Origin of the sequence: Streptomyces sp. NPDC007929, from assembly GCF_042959065.1 — a bacterium.
GTDB lineage: Bacteria > Actinomycetota > Actinomycetes > Streptomycetales > Streptomycetaceae > Streptomyces.
Window position 1 is genome coordinate 151,592 of sequence record NZ_JBIBKD010000002.1, and the last position, 14,690, is coordinate 166,281.

12 protein-coding genes are annotated in these 14,690 nt (G+C 71.6%); 9 read left to right on the plus strand and 3 right to left on the minus strand.

Annotated features, from left to right (window positions below; genetic code table 11):
- The first annotated feature begins 253 nt into the window (after positions 1-253).
- The 4 genes from ACFZDE_RS05505 to ACFZDE_RS05520 are packed head-to-tail and all read left to right on the plus strand — an operon-like array spanning position 254 to position 3,591.
- Positions 254-1,054 (plus strand): ABC-2 family transporter protein, encoded by an 801-nt coding sequence (locus ACFZDE_RS05505; RefSeq protein WP_391003385.1) that lies wholly within the window; start codon positions 254-256, stop codon positions 1,052-1,054.
- Entirely contained in the window at positions 1,047-1,868 is an 822-nt protein-coding gene (locus tag ACFZDE_RS05510; protein ID WP_391197652.1) for an ABC-2 family transporter protein, read from the plus strand. The genes ACFZDE_RS05505 and ACFZDE_RS05510 overlap by 8 nt, the downstream gene beginning before the upstream one ends.
- A gap of 1 nt (position 1,869) precedes the next feature.
- Entirely contained in the window at positions 1,870-2,856 is a 987-nt protein-coding gene (locus tag ACFZDE_RS05515; protein WP_391003155.1) for an ATP-binding cassette domain-containing protein, read from the plus strand.
- 33 nt (positions 2,857-2,889) lie between these two features.
- The gene (locus ACFZDE_RS05520) at positions 2,890-3,591 is read left to right on the plus strand and encodes a DUF1707 domain-containing protein (RefSeq protein ID WP_391003157.1); all 702 of its coding nucleotides are present in this window, start codon (positions 2,890-2,892) and stop codon (positions 3,589-3,591) included.
- A gap of 184 nt (positions 3,592-3,775) precedes the next feature.
- On the opposite strand, the gene ACFZDE_RS05525 is transcribed toward ACFZDE_RS05520, so the two are convergent.
- Complete coding sequence (locus ACFZDE_RS05525; protein WP_391197654.1) at positions 3,776-5,164, minus strand: GDSL-type esterase/lipase family protein; 1,389 nt, start codon at positions 5,162-5,164, stop codon at positions 3,776-3,778.
- Between the two features lie 195 nt (positions 5,165-5,359).
- Here ACFZDE_RS05525 and ACFZDE_RS05530 point away from each other — a divergent pair, with 195 nt between their 5' ends.
- Both ACFZDE_RS05530 and ACFZDE_RS05535 read left to right on the plus strand, forming a co-directional pair.
- Positions 5,360-6,703, plus strand: coding sequence for a DUF445 family protein (locus ACFZDE_RS05530; protein WP_391198886.1), 1,344 nt, complete (start codon positions 5,360-5,362; stop codon positions 6,701-6,703).
- Between the two features lie 74 nt (positions 6,704-6,777).
- Positions 6,778-8,280: an MFS transporter gene (locus ACFZDE_RS05535; protein WP_391003161.1), complete on the plus strand. Its 1,503-nt coding sequence runs from the start codon at positions 6,778-6,780 to the stop codon at positions 8,278-8,280.
- 214 nt (positions 8,281-8,494) lie between these two features.
- Here the strand turns inward: ACFZDE_RS05535 and ACFZDE_RS05540 are convergent, their stop codons facing one another.
- On the minus strand, positions 8,495-9,949 hold the full coding sequence (locus ACFZDE_RS05540) for an alginate lyase family protein (protein ID WP_391198889.1): 1,455 nt from the start codon (positions 9,947-9,949) through the stop codon (positions 8,495-8,497).
- Between the two features lie 434 nt (positions 9,950-10,383).
- Positions 10,384-10,686, minus strand: coding sequence for a hypothetical protein (locus ACFZDE_RS05545; RefSeq protein ID WP_104779710.1), 303 nt, complete (start codon positions 10,684-10,686; stop codon positions 10,384-10,386).
- 171 nt (positions 10,687-10,857) lie between these two features.
- On the opposite strand from ACFZDE_RS05545, the gene ACFZDE_RS05550 reads away from it, so the two are divergent.
- The 3 genes from ACFZDE_RS05550 (at position 10,858) to ACFZDE_RS05560 (ending at position 14,679) form a co-directional block, all read left to right on the plus strand.
- Positions 10,858-11,280, plus strand: a complete 423-nt coding sequence (locus ACFZDE_RS05550; protein ID WP_391003169.1) for an Hsp20 family protein — start codon at positions 10,858-10,860, stop codon at positions 11,278-11,280.
- 97 nt (positions 11,281-11,377) lie between these two features.
- Positions 11,378-11,845 carry a DUF2267 domain-containing protein gene (locus ACFZDE_RS05555; protein WP_391197656.1) on the plus strand — a complete coding sequence of 156 codons (468 nt, stop codon included), beginning with the start codon at positions 11,378-11,380 and terminating at the stop codon, positions 11,843-11,845.
- A 215-nt stretch (positions 11,846-12,060) separates the two neighbouring features.
- Positions 12,061-14,679: a beta-galactosidase gene (locus tag ACFZDE_RS05560; RefSeq protein WP_391197659.1), complete on the plus strand. Its 2,619-nt coding sequence runs from the start codon at positions 12,061-12,063 to the stop codon at positions 14,677-14,679.
- The last annotated feature ends 11 nt before the right edge of the window (positions 14,680-14,690 follow it).

Sequence of the window (14,690 nt, forward strand, 5' to 3'; positions counted from 1 at the left end):
CCGTGGATCGTGACGGTGCCTGCGCTCCGCCCGGCCGGTACCGCCGCCACGCTGCTCGCCCTGGCCACGGGCGCCTCGGCCCACGCGGACGCAACGGATCGTACCGTCTGGGCCGGTGCGCGCCCGCCCGGCGGCGCCCTCGCGGGCGCCCGAAATCGCGTGGCGCGCCCGTTCGCCGGAGCACTAGGCTCCTGCGCTTCGGTGCCGGGCGGCGGGAAGGGCGGCGTGGAGGGCGGTGAAGAGGGCGTTGGATGTGGGCTCGGGGCGGTTGTACGTGGCGGTCGCGGCGGGTGGCTTCCGGCGGTACGCGACGTATCGGGCGGCCACGGTGGCCGGGGTGTTCACCAACACGGTCTTCGGCGTCATCCTCGTCTACACGTATCTGGCGCTGTGGGACGAGAGGCCGCATCTCGGGGGGTACGACCAGGCGCAGGCGGTGACCTATGTGTGGCTGGGGCAGTGCCTCTACGCGACGCTGGCGATCCAGGGCGGCGGCGCGGAGAAGGACCTGATGGACCGCATCCGCACCGGTGAGATCGCCGTCGACCTCTACCGGCCGGCCGATCTTCAGCTGTGGTGGCTGGCGGGCGACGTGGGGCGGGCGTCGTTCCAGATGCTGGGCCGGGGCGTGATCCCGTTCCTGTTCGGTGCGGTCTTCTTCCCGATGGCGCTGCCGACGGAGGTCGCCCCGTGGGCGGCGTTCGTGGTCACGCTGCTGCTGGCTACGGTCGTGAGTTTCGCGATCCGCTATCTGGCGGCCCTCAGCGTGTTCTGGCTGCTGGACGGCATGGGCGTCAACCAGGTGCTGATGGTCACGGGGATCTTCTTCTCGGGCATGGTGCTGCCGCTGAACGCCTTCCCGGGGGTCTTCGGGGAGATCGTGCGGGTGCTGCCGTGGGCGGCGCAGATCCAGATGCCTGCGGACGTGCTGATGGGGGAGACGGATCCGCTGCGGGCGTTCGCCTTCCAGGCGGCGTGGGCCGTGGCCCTGCTGGCCGCGGGGCGGCTGATGCAGTCGGCGGCGACGCGGCGGGTGGTGGTGCAGGGTGGCTGAGCGCGGTGCCGTGCGGGAGGGGCTGCGGGCCTACCGGCTGATCGCCGGGATGTGGGTGCGCTCCAGCATGACCTACCGGACCTCCTTCGTCGTCACGGTGTGCGGCAATCTGACGGTGACCGGCCTGGACTTCGTGGCGATCCTGCTGATGTTCTCGCAGGTGGACTCGCTGGGCGGCTGGACGCTGCCCGAGGTCGCGTTCCTGTACGGGCTGTCCGTGACGTCGTTCGGGATCGCCGATCTGGCGCTGGGCTCGATGGACGTCCTGGGCGGCCGGATGCGCGACGGCTCCTTCGACATCCTGCTCGTGCGGCCCGCGCCGGTGCTCGCCCAGGTCGGCGCCGACCACTTCGCGCTGCGCCGCCTGGGCCGGATCACCCAGGGCGCGGTGGTGCTGGGGTGGGCGCTGGTGTCGGTGGACGTCGAGTGGAGCGCGGCGAAGGTGCTGCTGGTGCCGGTGATGGTGGTCAGTGGCGCGGTGATCTTCTCGGCGGTGTTCGTGGCGGGCGCGGCCTTCCAGATCTACGCGCAGGACGCGGCCGAGGTGCAGAACGCCTTCACCTACGGGGGCACGACGCTGTTGCAGTATCCGCCGTCGGTGTTCGGCAAGGACCTGGTGCGGGGCGTGACCTTCATGCTGCCGCTGGCCTTCGTCAACTGGGTGCCGGCCGCCCATGTGCTGGGGCGGCCGTACCCGGTCGGGCTGCCCGGGTGGACGGCCTTCGCCTCGCCGCTGGTGGCGGTTGCCTGTTGTGTCCTGGCCGGGCTGGCGTGGCGGGCGGGACTTCGTTCGTACCGGAGTACAGGGAGCTGAGGTGATCGAGGTGGACGGCGGCTTCATCGAACTCGACGGTGTGGAGAAGGTCTTCGAGGTGCGTAAGAAGACCGGCTTCATGAAGCGGGAACGACGGCGGGTGCGGGCCGTCGACTCGATCTCCTTCCGGGTGGAGCGCGGCGAGATGGTCGGCTACATCGGCCCCAACGGTGCCGGGAAGTCCACCACGATCAAGATGCTGACCGGCATCCTCACGCCCAGCGGGGGACGGCTGCGGGTGGCGGGCATCGACCCGTCCCGGGAGCGGACACGTCTCGCGCACCGCATCGGCGTGGTGTTCGGGCAGCGCACCACGCTGTGGTGGGACCTGCCGTTGCTGGACTCCTACCGGCTGATGCACCGCATGTACCGGATCCCGGACGCCCGTTACCGCCAGAACCTCGACCGTCTGGTCGAACTCCTGGACCTGGGCGCCCTGCTGGACGTTCCGGTACGGCAACTCTCCCTCGGCCAGCGGATGCGCGGCGACATCGCGGCGGCCCTGCTGCACGACCCGGAGGTGCTGTACCTGGACGAGCCGACGATCGGCCTAGACGTCGTCTCCAAGTCGAAGGTGCGGGAGTTCCTGCGGGAGTTGAACACCGAGCGCGGCACCACGGTGCTGCTGACCACGCACGACCTTCAGGACATCGAGCAGTTGTGCAAGCGGGTGATGGTCATCGACCAGGGCCGTCTGATGTACGACGGTCCGCTCGCCGGGCTGCACGAGGTGGGGGAGAGCGAGCGGACCCTGGTGGTGGACCTGGAGCGGGAACTGCCGCCGATCGACGCACCGGCGCCCGCGCGGGTCGTCCGCGTGGAGGGCCCGCGCCAGTGGCTGGCGTTCCCGGCGGGGGAGTCGGCGGCGCCGCTGGTGGCGCGGATCGCGGCCGAGTACCCGCTGGTGGACCTGTCGGTGCGGGAACCGGACATCGAGGCGGTCATCGCCACCATGTACGGGGAACAGGCCGAGCGGGCGATCTCATAGCCCCCGGCGGGGTGAACTCGTAGGCTGCTGTGTATGACCGACGACGCCGTCCCGGACCTCCGCGCCTCCGATGCCGACCGTGAAAAGGTCGCAGAAGTCCTGCGGGACGCCCTCGCCGAGGGGCGCCTCGACATGGAGGAGTTCGAGGAGCGGCTCGACGCGACGTACAAGGCCAGGACGTACGGGGAGCTGGCGCCGATCACCCGGGACCTGCCGGCCGCCGGCGTGACGGTGCCGGCGGTGTCCCTGACGAAGGACCCGGCCACCGGCCCGGACTGGTCCGGGCGGATCACCGGAGGCGAGGGCACCTCCTCGTGGGCCGTCGCCGTGATGTCCGGCTTCCAGCGCAAGGGGCACTGGACGATGCCCCGGCGGTTCACCTGCTTCGCCTTCTGGGGTGGCGGGGAGATCGACCTGCGCGAGGCGAACTTCGCGGACCGCGAGGTCGAGATCAACGCCGTGGCGATCATGGGCGGGGTGGATGTGATCGTGCCGCCCGGCGTCGAGGTCGTCGTCCGCGGCATCGGCATCATGGGCGGCTTCGACCACCGCGAGGAGGGCGTGCCGGGGGAGCCGGGCGCGCCGCGGGTGATCGTGACGGGGTTCGCGCTGTGGGGCGGCGTCGGGGTCCAGCGGAAGCTGACCCGGGCGGAGAAGCTGCGCATCCGCGAGGAGCGGCGCCAGGAGAAGCTGGAGCGCAGGTCGGCCCGGCGGGAGCTGGACGGGGACCGCTGAGCCCCGGGGCGGCCCGCTGAGCCCCGCGCCGGTCCGCTGAGCCCCGCGCAGGACCGCTTGGCCCCGGGGCAGGACCGCTGAGCCCCCCTGAGCCCCGGGGCGCGGTCGGCTCCGGGCCCTGGCAGCCGTGTGCCCGCCGCCTGGGTGAGGCGACGGGCACGGGACGGGGCAGTGCGGGAGGCGACTACAGCTCCGCCGGCGCCGACCCCTTCAGCGTCCGGAGGTCGAAGGACTCCGCCATGCGCGCGTATCCCTTGTCGCTGGGGTGCAGATGGTCGCCCGAGTCGTAGTCGGACCGCAGCCGCCGCGGGTCGTACGGGTCGCGCAGCGCCTCGTCGAAGTCGGCCACGGCGTCGTACACCCGCCCGGCGCGGATCTCGGCGTTGATCGTGCGGCGGACCGCCTCCCGCGCGTCCGTGTACCCCCGGTGCCCGTAGAACGGCATCAGTGTCGCTCCGACCACCTTCAGGCCGCGGGCGTGGGCCTGGTCCACCATCGTGCGCAGCCCGGCGAGGATCGCGTTCGGGTCGGCGAGGCGCGGGTTGCGCAGGATGTCGTTGACGCCGAGGTCGATGACGACGACCTTGACGTTCGTCCGCTCCAGCACGTCCCGCCCGAAGCGGTTCAGCCCGCTGGGGTTGTCCGCGGGGCGGCCGAGTCCGTCGGCGAGGACCTGGTTGCCGCTGATGCCCTGGTTGACGACGCTGTAGCGGGGCAGGTCCCGGCCCGCCGCGATCTCCGCGCGCAGCCGGTCGGAGAGCACGTCGGTCCAGCGACTGTTGGTGTCCGGCGTGGAGGTGATGCCGTCCGTGAGCGAGTCGCCGAGGACGACGACCGTGCCGTCGGACTCGTTGCTCAGCAGGTCCAGCGCGGTCAGATACCGCCAGGACCCGGTGCGCTCGGTGTACGGCGTGCCCGTGGTGTCCTGCGCGTGGTCGCCCTGGGCGAGGTAGGAGATCTGGCGGGCGTGGCGGTGGTAGGTGACCGGGCCGGAGGTGGTCGGCGTGTAGGTGGTGATCAGGACGTCGGAGTCCTGCGGGACGACGATCCGGACGGCGTCGCTCATGACCTGCCGGCCGGGCGGGATGACGACCGTGGGGCCGCCGCTGAAGGTCAGCTGCCGCATGGTGTCCGCGAGTGCCGCCGCCGTACCGCTGCCCGCGGAGACGGCGATCGTCGCCCGCGTGATGCTCAGCGGCGACTGGCCGTAGAGATTGGACAGCGTCACGCGGGCACTCGTACCGCCGACACTGGTGTGGACGACGTTGCGGACCGAACGGTCCGCCATGCCCGTGGCCTCGGTGCCGGGTTCGGCGGCGGAGGGGGAGGCGGACCAGGTGCCGACCCAGGTGCCGGTGGAGGCGGGTGCGGCGGAGTTGTGCGGGGCGCGGCCGTCGCCGAGGGCGTTGCGGTCGCGCAGGCTGTCGTCGGCACCCACGCCGACGTATATGGCAGTGGAAAGGGCCACGATCGCTGCGACGACCATGGCCAGGAGGGCGCGGTACTTAGTGGGGCCGGTCGACATCTGCTGCTGCGCAGCGGGCCTCACACCCCCGGCACGTCCTCGGGTCATGCTGTGTTGTTCTCCTCGGGCGATGGGAGCCCAAGGCTCCGATCTGATGTGCCCATGATGCGGCATGGGCCGGGGGAAGCTCACAGCACCCTGTGCAATCCCCCCTCCCGACAGACGCCGGGAACTCCTGTTCCGTTCCAGGAGTCGGTCAGGAAGGGACAATGTGTGTGCGGGATCACCGAGCGGGTGGAGCGGATGGAACAGGCGAAAGCAGCAGAAAAGGGTGTCGGTACCGGTGGGCAGCATGCCCGCCCCGGCGGCGCCGTGAACCGCGCGATGACGACGTTCAGCCCCGCGGACGAGGAGAAACAGCGCGGCGTACGCCGGATGAAACTCACCGCCACCGGACTCCTGGTCTTCGTGGCGCTGGTCTACGTCCTGTCCACCTGGGCGCACAACTCCGGCGCCGGGACCTGGGCGGCCTACGTCGCCGCCGCCTCCGAGGCCGGCATGGTCGGCGCGCTCGCCGACTGGTTCGCCGTCACCGCCCTCTTCCGGCACCCCCTCGGCATCCCCATCCCGCACACCGCGATCATCCCCACCAAGAAGGACCAGCTGGGCGTCTCCCTGGGCGAGTTCGTCGGCGAGAACTTCCTCTCCGAGGACGTCGTACGGCAGCGGCTGCGCGCCGTCGGCATCGGCAGCCGCCTCGGCGCCTGGCTCGCCGTACCCGAACACGCCGACCGGGTCACCGCCGAGCTGTCCACCGCCCTGCGCGGCGCCCTGACGGTCCTGCGCGACTCCGACGTCCAGGCCGTGGTCGGCGAGGCGATCACCCGCCGCGCGAACGCCCAGGAGATCGGGCCCGGCATCGGCAAGATGCTGGAGAAGGTCGTCGCCGACGGCGGCCACAAACGCGTCGTCGACCTCGTCGTGACCCGCGCCCACGACTGGCTCGTGCTGCACGGCGACTCCGTGATGGACGCCGTGCAGGGCGGCGCCCCCGGCTGGACGCCGAAGTTCGTCGACAAGAAGGTCGGCGAGCGCGTCTACAGGGAACTGCTGCGCTTCGTCACCGAGATGCGCGACATGCCCGGCCACCCCGCGCGCGGCGCCCTCGACCGGTTCCTCACCGACTTCGCCTCCGACCTCCAGTCCGACACCGACACCCGGGCCCGTATCGAGCGGCTCAAGGGCGACGTACTGAGCCGCGACGAGGTCCAGGACCTCATCGCCAGCGCCTGGACGGCCGTACGGTCCATGATCGTCGCGGCGGCGGAGGACGAGCGCAGCGAGCTGCGGCTGCGGGTGCGGGCGTCCCTGCTGTCGCTGGGCTCGCGGATGGCGGCCGAGCGCAAGGTCCAGGACAAGGTCGACCGGTGGGTGGAGGACGCGGCCGTCTACGTCGTCACCACCTACCGCAAGGAGATCACCTCCCTGATCACGGACACCGTGGCGAGCTGGGACGCCGAGCACACCACCCGCAAGATCGAGGCCAACATCGGCCGCGACCTGCAGTTCATCCGGATCAACGGCACGGTCGTCGGCTCCCTGGCCGGCCTGCTGATCTACACGGTCTCGCACGCCCTGGGGGCGTGACCTGGCTTCCTTCGGGCGTAAGAGAACCCCCTCAGGGCACCCGAACGGGGTTCCGCTCGATGAGGAGGGAGCCCATGGCCACCGCGCAGGCCGGGACCGGCCGCACCATCACCACCGACATCCCAGCACGCCTCGACCGCCTCCCGTGGTCGCGCTGGCACTGGACGATCGTCATCGGCCTCGGCACCGTGTGGATCCTCGACGGTCTCGAAGTCACCGTCGTGGGAAACATCGCCAGCCGCCTGTCCGAACCCGGCAGCGGCCTGCCCATCACGTCCGGCGAGGTCACCGGTATGGCGGCCGCCCTGTATGTGGCGGGTGCCTGTCTGGGCGCCCTCTTCTGGGGCCGCCTGACCGACAAGTGGGGGCGCAAAAAGCTCTTCATGATCACGCTGGCCGTGTACCTCGCGGCCACCGCCCTCACCGCGATCTCCTTCGACACCTGGTGGTTCTTCCTCTTCCGCTTCCTCACCGGCTTCGGCATCGGCGGTGAGTACGCGGCCATCAACTCCGCGATCGACGAGCTGATCCCCAAGGAGTACCGCGGCCGCACCGACCTGATGATCAACGGCAGCTTCTGGCTCGGCGCGGTCTTCGGCTCGCTGCTGTCGATCGTCGCCCTGGACACCGACATCTTCGCGGCGAACGTCGGCTGGCGTCTCACCTTCGCCCTCGGCGCGGTCCTCGCCCTGGTGATCCTCCTGGTCCGCCGGCACGTCCCCGAGAGCCCACGGTGGCTGCTGATCCACGGCCGCGACGACGAAGCCGAACGCATCGTCTCCTCCATCGAACGCAAGGTCGAGGAGGAACGGGACGATCCGCTGCCGCGCCCCGAGGGCGAGATCACCATCCACCAGCGCCGCAGCGTCTCCTTCATCGAGATCGGCCGCACGGTCTTCTCCGACTACCGCCGCCGCGCGATCCTCGGCTTCTCCCTCTTCATCGGCCAGGCGTTCCTCTACAACGCGATCACCTTCGGCTTCGGCGCGATCCTGACCACGTTCTTCGACGTCCCGAGCGGCAACACCGGCTACTACTTCGCCGTCATCGCCATCGGCAACTTCTGCGGCCCGCTGCTCCTCGGCAAGCTCTTCGACACGGTCGGCCGCCGCATCATGATCTCCGGCACGTACATCCTGTCCGGCCTGCTCCTCTTCGGCACGGCCTGGCTCTTCGACCAGGGCTCGCTGAGCGCGGCCACCATGACGGCCTGCTGGTGCGCGGTCCTCTTCTTCGCCTCGGCCGGCGCGTCCAGCGCCTATCTGACCGTCTCCGAGGTCTTCCCGATGGAGACCCGCGCCATGTCCATCGCGTTCTTCTACGCCATCGGCACGGCGGCCGGCGGAATCAGCGGCCCGCTGCTGTTCGCCAAGCTCACGGAAACCGGCGTCGTCGGCGACACGGTCCTCGCCTTCTCGATCGGCGCGACCCTGATGTGCCTGGCGGGCCTGGTCGCCGCCCTCCTCGCGGTGAAGGCGGAACGCCGCTCCCTGGAGGACATCGCCAAGCCACTGACAGCGGCGGGGACCGGCCCGAAGGACAGCACCCCCGGCACGGAAGGGGCGCAGCCGACGTAGGCGTAGGCCCGCTGCCCGCTGCCGGGGGCCCGCTGCCCGGGGCGCGAGGGCGCGAGGGCGCGAGGGCGCGAGGGCGCGAGGGGAGCGTATGGGTCACGCACGGCAAGGAAAGCCGGGGTGGCAAGGGCGGAAGTGGCCCATACGCTCCACTCGCGTGGGCGGGACCTGCGTCTGGTGGGGGGGCGGGCGGCGCCTGCCCACCGCCCACGTCGCGCTACTCCGCCACCCCTACCCCTCGGCGCAGCCGGTCGCGCCTGCGCAGCAACAGCAGGCCGCCCGCCACCGCACCGATCCCCGCCGTGGCGGCCCACGCCGCCGTGTCTCCGGAGCCGGTCGCGGCGAGGTCCTGCCCGCCGACCGGTGACGGGGACGCCGAGGCCTGGGGCCGGAGATCCGCACCACCCCGCGACCCACCGGACGCCGACCCCGGACCCGGCGCCGGGCTGCCCCCGGCAGCCCTCTCCTCCACCCGGTCCCGGGTGAACGCCAGCGTCCCGAACCCCAGCTGGTCGAACCCCCCGCTGTTGGGCCCGTAGTCCCCGCCCCCGCCCTCCGGCGCGGCCTTGGCGGCCGCCCGCGTCAGGTACGACGCCGGCAACCCCCGCCGCTTGGTGTAGTGGTTGGCGATCATCGCCCAGATGGGCCGGGTCATCCCCGGGTCCACCCTCGCCGCATCGGACGCGGTCTCACTGCCCGACCACCCCCCGATCGCCCCTTTCCTGCGCGTGTTCGCCGTGTACGGCACATCGCCGCCCAGACTCCACTTGGCCACGTACTGCGCCCCCTTGAGGAACCGGCTGTCGTCGTAGCCGTACAGGTCGATCCCCTGGTTCCACGCCATCTCGCACACCGTGCCCATCAGCCCGACCCCGAGCAGCGCGTGCCCCTGGTCCCGTCCGGCCTCGACCCACTCGCCGAGCCCGTCCTCGTGGACGACGGGTATCGCGTGCTTGACCGAGCCCATCCCGGCGCCGTGCTCGAAGTACTCCACGGCCCGCTCGACCACGGCCCGTTGGTCGCAGAAGATCCCGGTCGCGAGCACGCACGCGAGGGCCGCCAGGTCCCAGTTGGGCCAGTAGTTGGTGACGACGGCGTTGTTGTGGTGGCTCAGGAAGCTGTCGCTGAGCGGATGGAAGACGTTCAGGAGCAGTTCCCGTGCCCGCTCCAGGTCGAAGTCCCCGTGTCCCCGCACCAGTTCAGCGGCGTTCGCGAACTGGTAGCCGTACAGCCCCGCCGCCAGGAACCGGTCGGCACTGCCCTCCAGCCGGGTCAGCTTCCCCGACCAGGCGTTGAGGATCGCCACGGCGGTGTCGGCGTACTCCTGCTCGCCGCTGACGTGAAAGCGCAGGGCGTTCTGGTAGGCGGCGTGGATGTCGTTGTAGAGGATCCGGTAGTTCTCGGGCGTACCCGACCCCCGGTACACGACGGCCTGCGGATTCGCCCGCCACCCGCTCCGCGCGTGCCGGTTGGCGGTGAGCTTGGCGAACCCGGCGGTGTACGGCCGGGCACCCGCCTTCACCTTGGCCGCCATACGGTCCAGATCGGCGCGGGTGTGCAGCAGCCCGGGGTGGCGGAGAGGGGCGTCGGCGGGGGCGGCGAGGGCGGCCGGGGTGGTGAGCGCGGTCGTGCCGAGTCCGGCGCCGAGGCCGATGCCCGTCGCCTTCAGCATGCTCCGGCGGCTGATCTGTGGTGTCACGTCGTCGTACCTCAGCGTCGTAGGTCGGGTACCTGCGGGGGACGGTGAGGAGACGGCCTGATGGTGAAGGGGATAACAGAAACTGCGTTATAGTTGATCTGCGTCCGGTCGCCGGAACTCCGGTCGGCGGACAGTGCGTTGGTGGTCCAAGGAAAGACGCCCCACTTCCTGTGGGGAGATGCAGGTGCAAGGCCTGCCCGGCGCTCCAGACAAGAACCCGGCCCTGGGATCCAGGGCCGGGTTCTTCGCTGTGCCGACCAGCCGCCCCAGCCCGACCCGCGGACCAGCCCGCCCCGCCGACCCGCCGTACGTCGACAGCCGGCCGACCAGCCGGTCACCGGAGCAACCGGTCAGCGGAACAGTCGGTCAGCGGAACAACCAGCCACCGGAGCGAACCAGTCGACGGCTCAGCCCCGCCGGTCCGCCACCGCCCACGACGCCAGCCCCACGGCCCCCGCCACCCCGAACACGGCAGGCCAGGCGCCCACCTTCTTCGCCAGCGGGTGCGAGCCCGCGAAGGCGGCGACATACGCGGCCGACAACGCCCCGGCCGCCACCCCACCGGCCTGCTGCCGCCACTGCCGGGCGGCCGCCACCCCGGCCACGGCCAGTACGACCCCGCCGAGCGGCCGCTGCCTGGTCCAGCGGGCCACGCCGTAGCCGCCCACGAGCCCGCTCGCGGCGACCACCGCGCTGGGAACCTTCGCCATGTCTGCCTCCTGCGTCCTACGCGCCCTGCTCGGGATCTTGAGGCTAGCCCGCGAGCTTCCGGGACCCGAACCTGAGCCCGGGCTTGTCAACTTTCCTCCTCCGAGCTATATAAGAAGACGCAGACCGTAGGGCATCGCACCGACTGCGTCCGAAGAGAGGAGTGACCAGTGATGCTCATGCGCACGGACCCCTTCCGTGAGCTCGACCGACTGACCCAGCAGGTGTTCGGCCCCACCGCCCGCACATCGGCGATGGCGATGGACGCCTACCGTTCCGGGGACGACTTCTTCGTCCACTTCGACCTCCCCGGCATCGACCCGGAGACGATCGAGCTGGACGTGGAGCGCAACGTCCTGAACGTCCGAGTCGAGCGCAAGTCGCCCGCCCCCGAGGGCGCGGAAACCCTCGTCGCCGAACGCCCCACCGGTACCTTCACCCGCCAGCTGTTCCTCGGCGACACCCTGGACACGGAGCGCATCGACGCCTCCTACGAGTCGGGCGTCCTGACCCTGCGCATCCCCGTGGCCGAACAGGCCAAGCCGCGCCGCATCGAGATCTCGGGCGGCGACACGCGCAAGCAGATCAGCGGCTGACCGCACCGCACCGCCCGCACCGTGTCGCGCCGCCGGTACGAGCCCCGGCGGCGCGGCCCGGGACCAGATCGCACGCACCCGGAGGAACATCCCGCACATGAGCACGGCGACAGTGCCACGTGTGACCACGAAGCCCCACGTCCAGGTCGACGACGTCACCTGGACCCAACTGATCGAAGCCGTCCGGCTGTCGGGCCGGTACGCCACCCTGCCGGAGGCCGAGCGGGTCACCCGTACCGTCCTCTCCGCCCTCGGCACCCACGTCACCGGCGACGAGCGGGTCGATCTCGCCCGCGCCCTGCCCGAGGAGGCCGCCCGGCTGATCGCCGCCCAGATCCCGGACACCCACCGGCTGACGGCCGCGCGGTTCGTCGACGAGGTCGCGTCCCGCACCCCCGGAGCCACGTCCGCCACGGCCCGCTGGGACGTCAGCTCGGTGCTCAGCGCGCTACCGCCCCTGGTCGGCGACGCCCTGATCACCCGCATCCTGGCCCAACTCCCCCCGGGCTACGCCCTCCTGTTCGGCCGGGCGGAGCTCCGGGCCGAGATGACCCCGGCGTCGTAGGCCCCGAAGTGTGACAACCCCGCCGATGCCCCCCTCGTGCACTGCCACGGACCCCGGCTCCAACCGAACCCGCACGACACAAGGCGGTCTTGCCCGGGCTTTGAACGATGGTTATTTTAATCGTCATTCGAAGTCCGGCTGATCATCCGGGCGAGGGCTGGGAGTCGCGGCGGGGGTCACGAACTGGACATCAGCGGCGGAAGCGCGGGAGTCAAGTGAGCAGCAGCAGTCCGGCGACAGTGGTCGACAGCGTCATCGAGCTCGACGCCCGAGGCATCCGCATCGAGGGTGATCCGCAGCTCGTGCTGTGCGCGTCCCTGTTCTACTTCCGCCTGCCCCGAGAGCAGTGGCGCGCCCGGCTCGCCCAGGTCCGGGCCTCCGGCTACACCTGCGTGGACGTCTACCTGCCGTGGAACTTCCACGAGACGGCACCCGGCCGCTGGTCCTTCGATGGCCGGCGCGACGTGGCCGCCTTCCTCGACCTCGCGCGGGAGGAGGGCCTGTACGTCATCGCACGGCCGGGCCCGTACATCTGCTCCGAGTGGGACGGCGGCGCCCTGCCCGCCTGGCTGGGCTCGGACCCGGAGCTCAGGGTCCGGCAGAACGAGCCGCGCTTCCTCGACCGGGTCACCGCCTGGTTCGACCAGGTGCTGCCCCTGCTCGCCGAGCGGCAGTACCCGACCGGCGGCACCGTCATCATGGTGCAGCTGGAGAACGAACTGGACTTCTTCGACTGCGAGGACCGCACAGGCTATGTGACCGCCCTGCGCGACCAGGCCGTACGGCACGGCATCACCGTGCCGCTCATCGCCTGCTCCGGGCAGGGCGACCTCCAGGGAGCCACCGGCGACGTCCCCGGCGTCGTACCGGCGCGCAACTTCTACCCGGACGACGACTCCCCGCACATCGAACCCGAAGTACGGCGCTACGCCGAGCTGCTGGCGGAACGCGGACTGCCCCTGCTCATCACCGAGACCAACCGCCGCCACCGCACCCTGCGCCGCCTCCTCGCCGGCGGCGCCTCGCTGATCGGCCCCTACCTCCAGTCCTCCGGCTGGAACTTCGGATACACCCCGTCCGCCGGGAACTGGGGCAGGCCCGGCAACCTCATGAGCCACGGCTACGACTTCGGCGGCTACGTCTCCTCCACCGGAACCGAACGCCCCGAGTACGCCGAGGCCCAGATCCTCGCCCGCGTCATCGGCACCCTGGGCCCCCGCCTGGCCCTCGCCACCCCGACCGACCCGCACACCCCCCTCACCACCGACTTCCCGACCAGCTCGGCACTGTCGGCCCTGCGACTCGACGGGGGCGGCCAACTCCTCGCCGTACCGCACCTCGGGACGGGGACCGGGCCGGGAACCGCCGTCGTGAACGGGGTGCCGGTCGCCGTCGCGGCGGACTCGTGCCCGTTGATGCCGGTGGACGTGCCCCTGGGCCCGTGGGGCCACGAGGGGACGCTCACCCTGGCCTCGGCGGACCTGGTCGCGACGGGGCAGGGCGTCCTGGTCTTCTCCTCCGAGGTGCCGGTCACCGTCGTACTCGGGGACACCCGGGTCGACCTACCGGCACCCGCGCCCGGAACGCCGCGGCGGCAGACGGCCGAGGGGCTGACCCTCGTAGCGCTGACCCCGGCGGACGCCGTACGCCTGCGCGCTACGGACCGCGACGGCACCGTGCATCTCGACCCACCGGCACCCACCCGGCCCACACCGCCCTCCGCCGAGGTACGTCGCACGCGGCGCCGATCATCCCCCGCCCCCGAGCGCGCGGCGGGCCACCACGAACTGCCGCCGACACTGGAGTCCCTCGGCGTGTACCGGGGGCGCGGCACCTACCGGACCACGACCGACCTCACGGACGTCGACGAACTGCTGCTCGCCGGGGCGGCGGACATCGTCGACCTGTCGGTCGCTGGCCGGGCACGCCCGACGATCGCCGACTTCGGGGCCACCCGGCGGATCGACGTACGCGAAGCTACCGGTGCCGTCGACATCGAGGCCGTGGTCGAGATCTGGGGCCACGCGAACTTCGACGACGCCCGCCTGCCGGCCCTCCGCCTCGGCGCACCGCGCGGCCTCGGCACGCTGTGGAGGGTCCGGAAGACGGAGGACGTATCGGCGCTCTGGTCGGTGCACGGCCACTGGGCGGGCCACCCGGCACCCCTGCGCGAGCTGGGCGGCTGGAGCAGCACCCGCGTCGGCGTCCCCGTCACCTACACCCGCGAGCTCCACACGCACACCGCGGCGGCCCTGCACCTCAAGGGGCTGGTCGAGCCGCTACGGATGACGCTGACCGACGGCGGCCCGACCACCGCCCACAGCACCGAAACGCCCCGCACCGTCCATGCCGAGGACCCGTGGATCCCGCTCCCCGCGGGCACCCACCGCATCTCGATCACGCTGCCCCACCACCCCAGCGGCGGCGGCCTCCGCGCCGAACTCCTCGCCCTGGACCCGGTGACGGACTGGACGTGCACCGCGCAGGACGACGACCAGCTGACGGCCTTCGCCACCGAAGCCACGCCCGGGCAGGAGGTCCGGCTGCCGCTGGCCCTCGCGCCGGGGGAGGAGGCATGGCTCGACCTCGACCTGCCGCCCTCCCACGACGGCCTCCTCCTGCGCCCGGACGGCACCCGGATCCGGGTGACCGGCTGGGCGGGCGGCGAGTGCGTGGGCAGGGTCTGGACCGGCGACCGCCCGGACTTCTCGGGCGGCGACGCGGATGTCCTGTGGATCCCACCGGGCTGGTCGGGCCTGACCCTGCTGGTGCGGGGCACGGCCGGACCGGAGGTTCCGGAGCTTCGCGGGCTGAGACTGGAAACCGCGGACTGAGGAATTGGTTC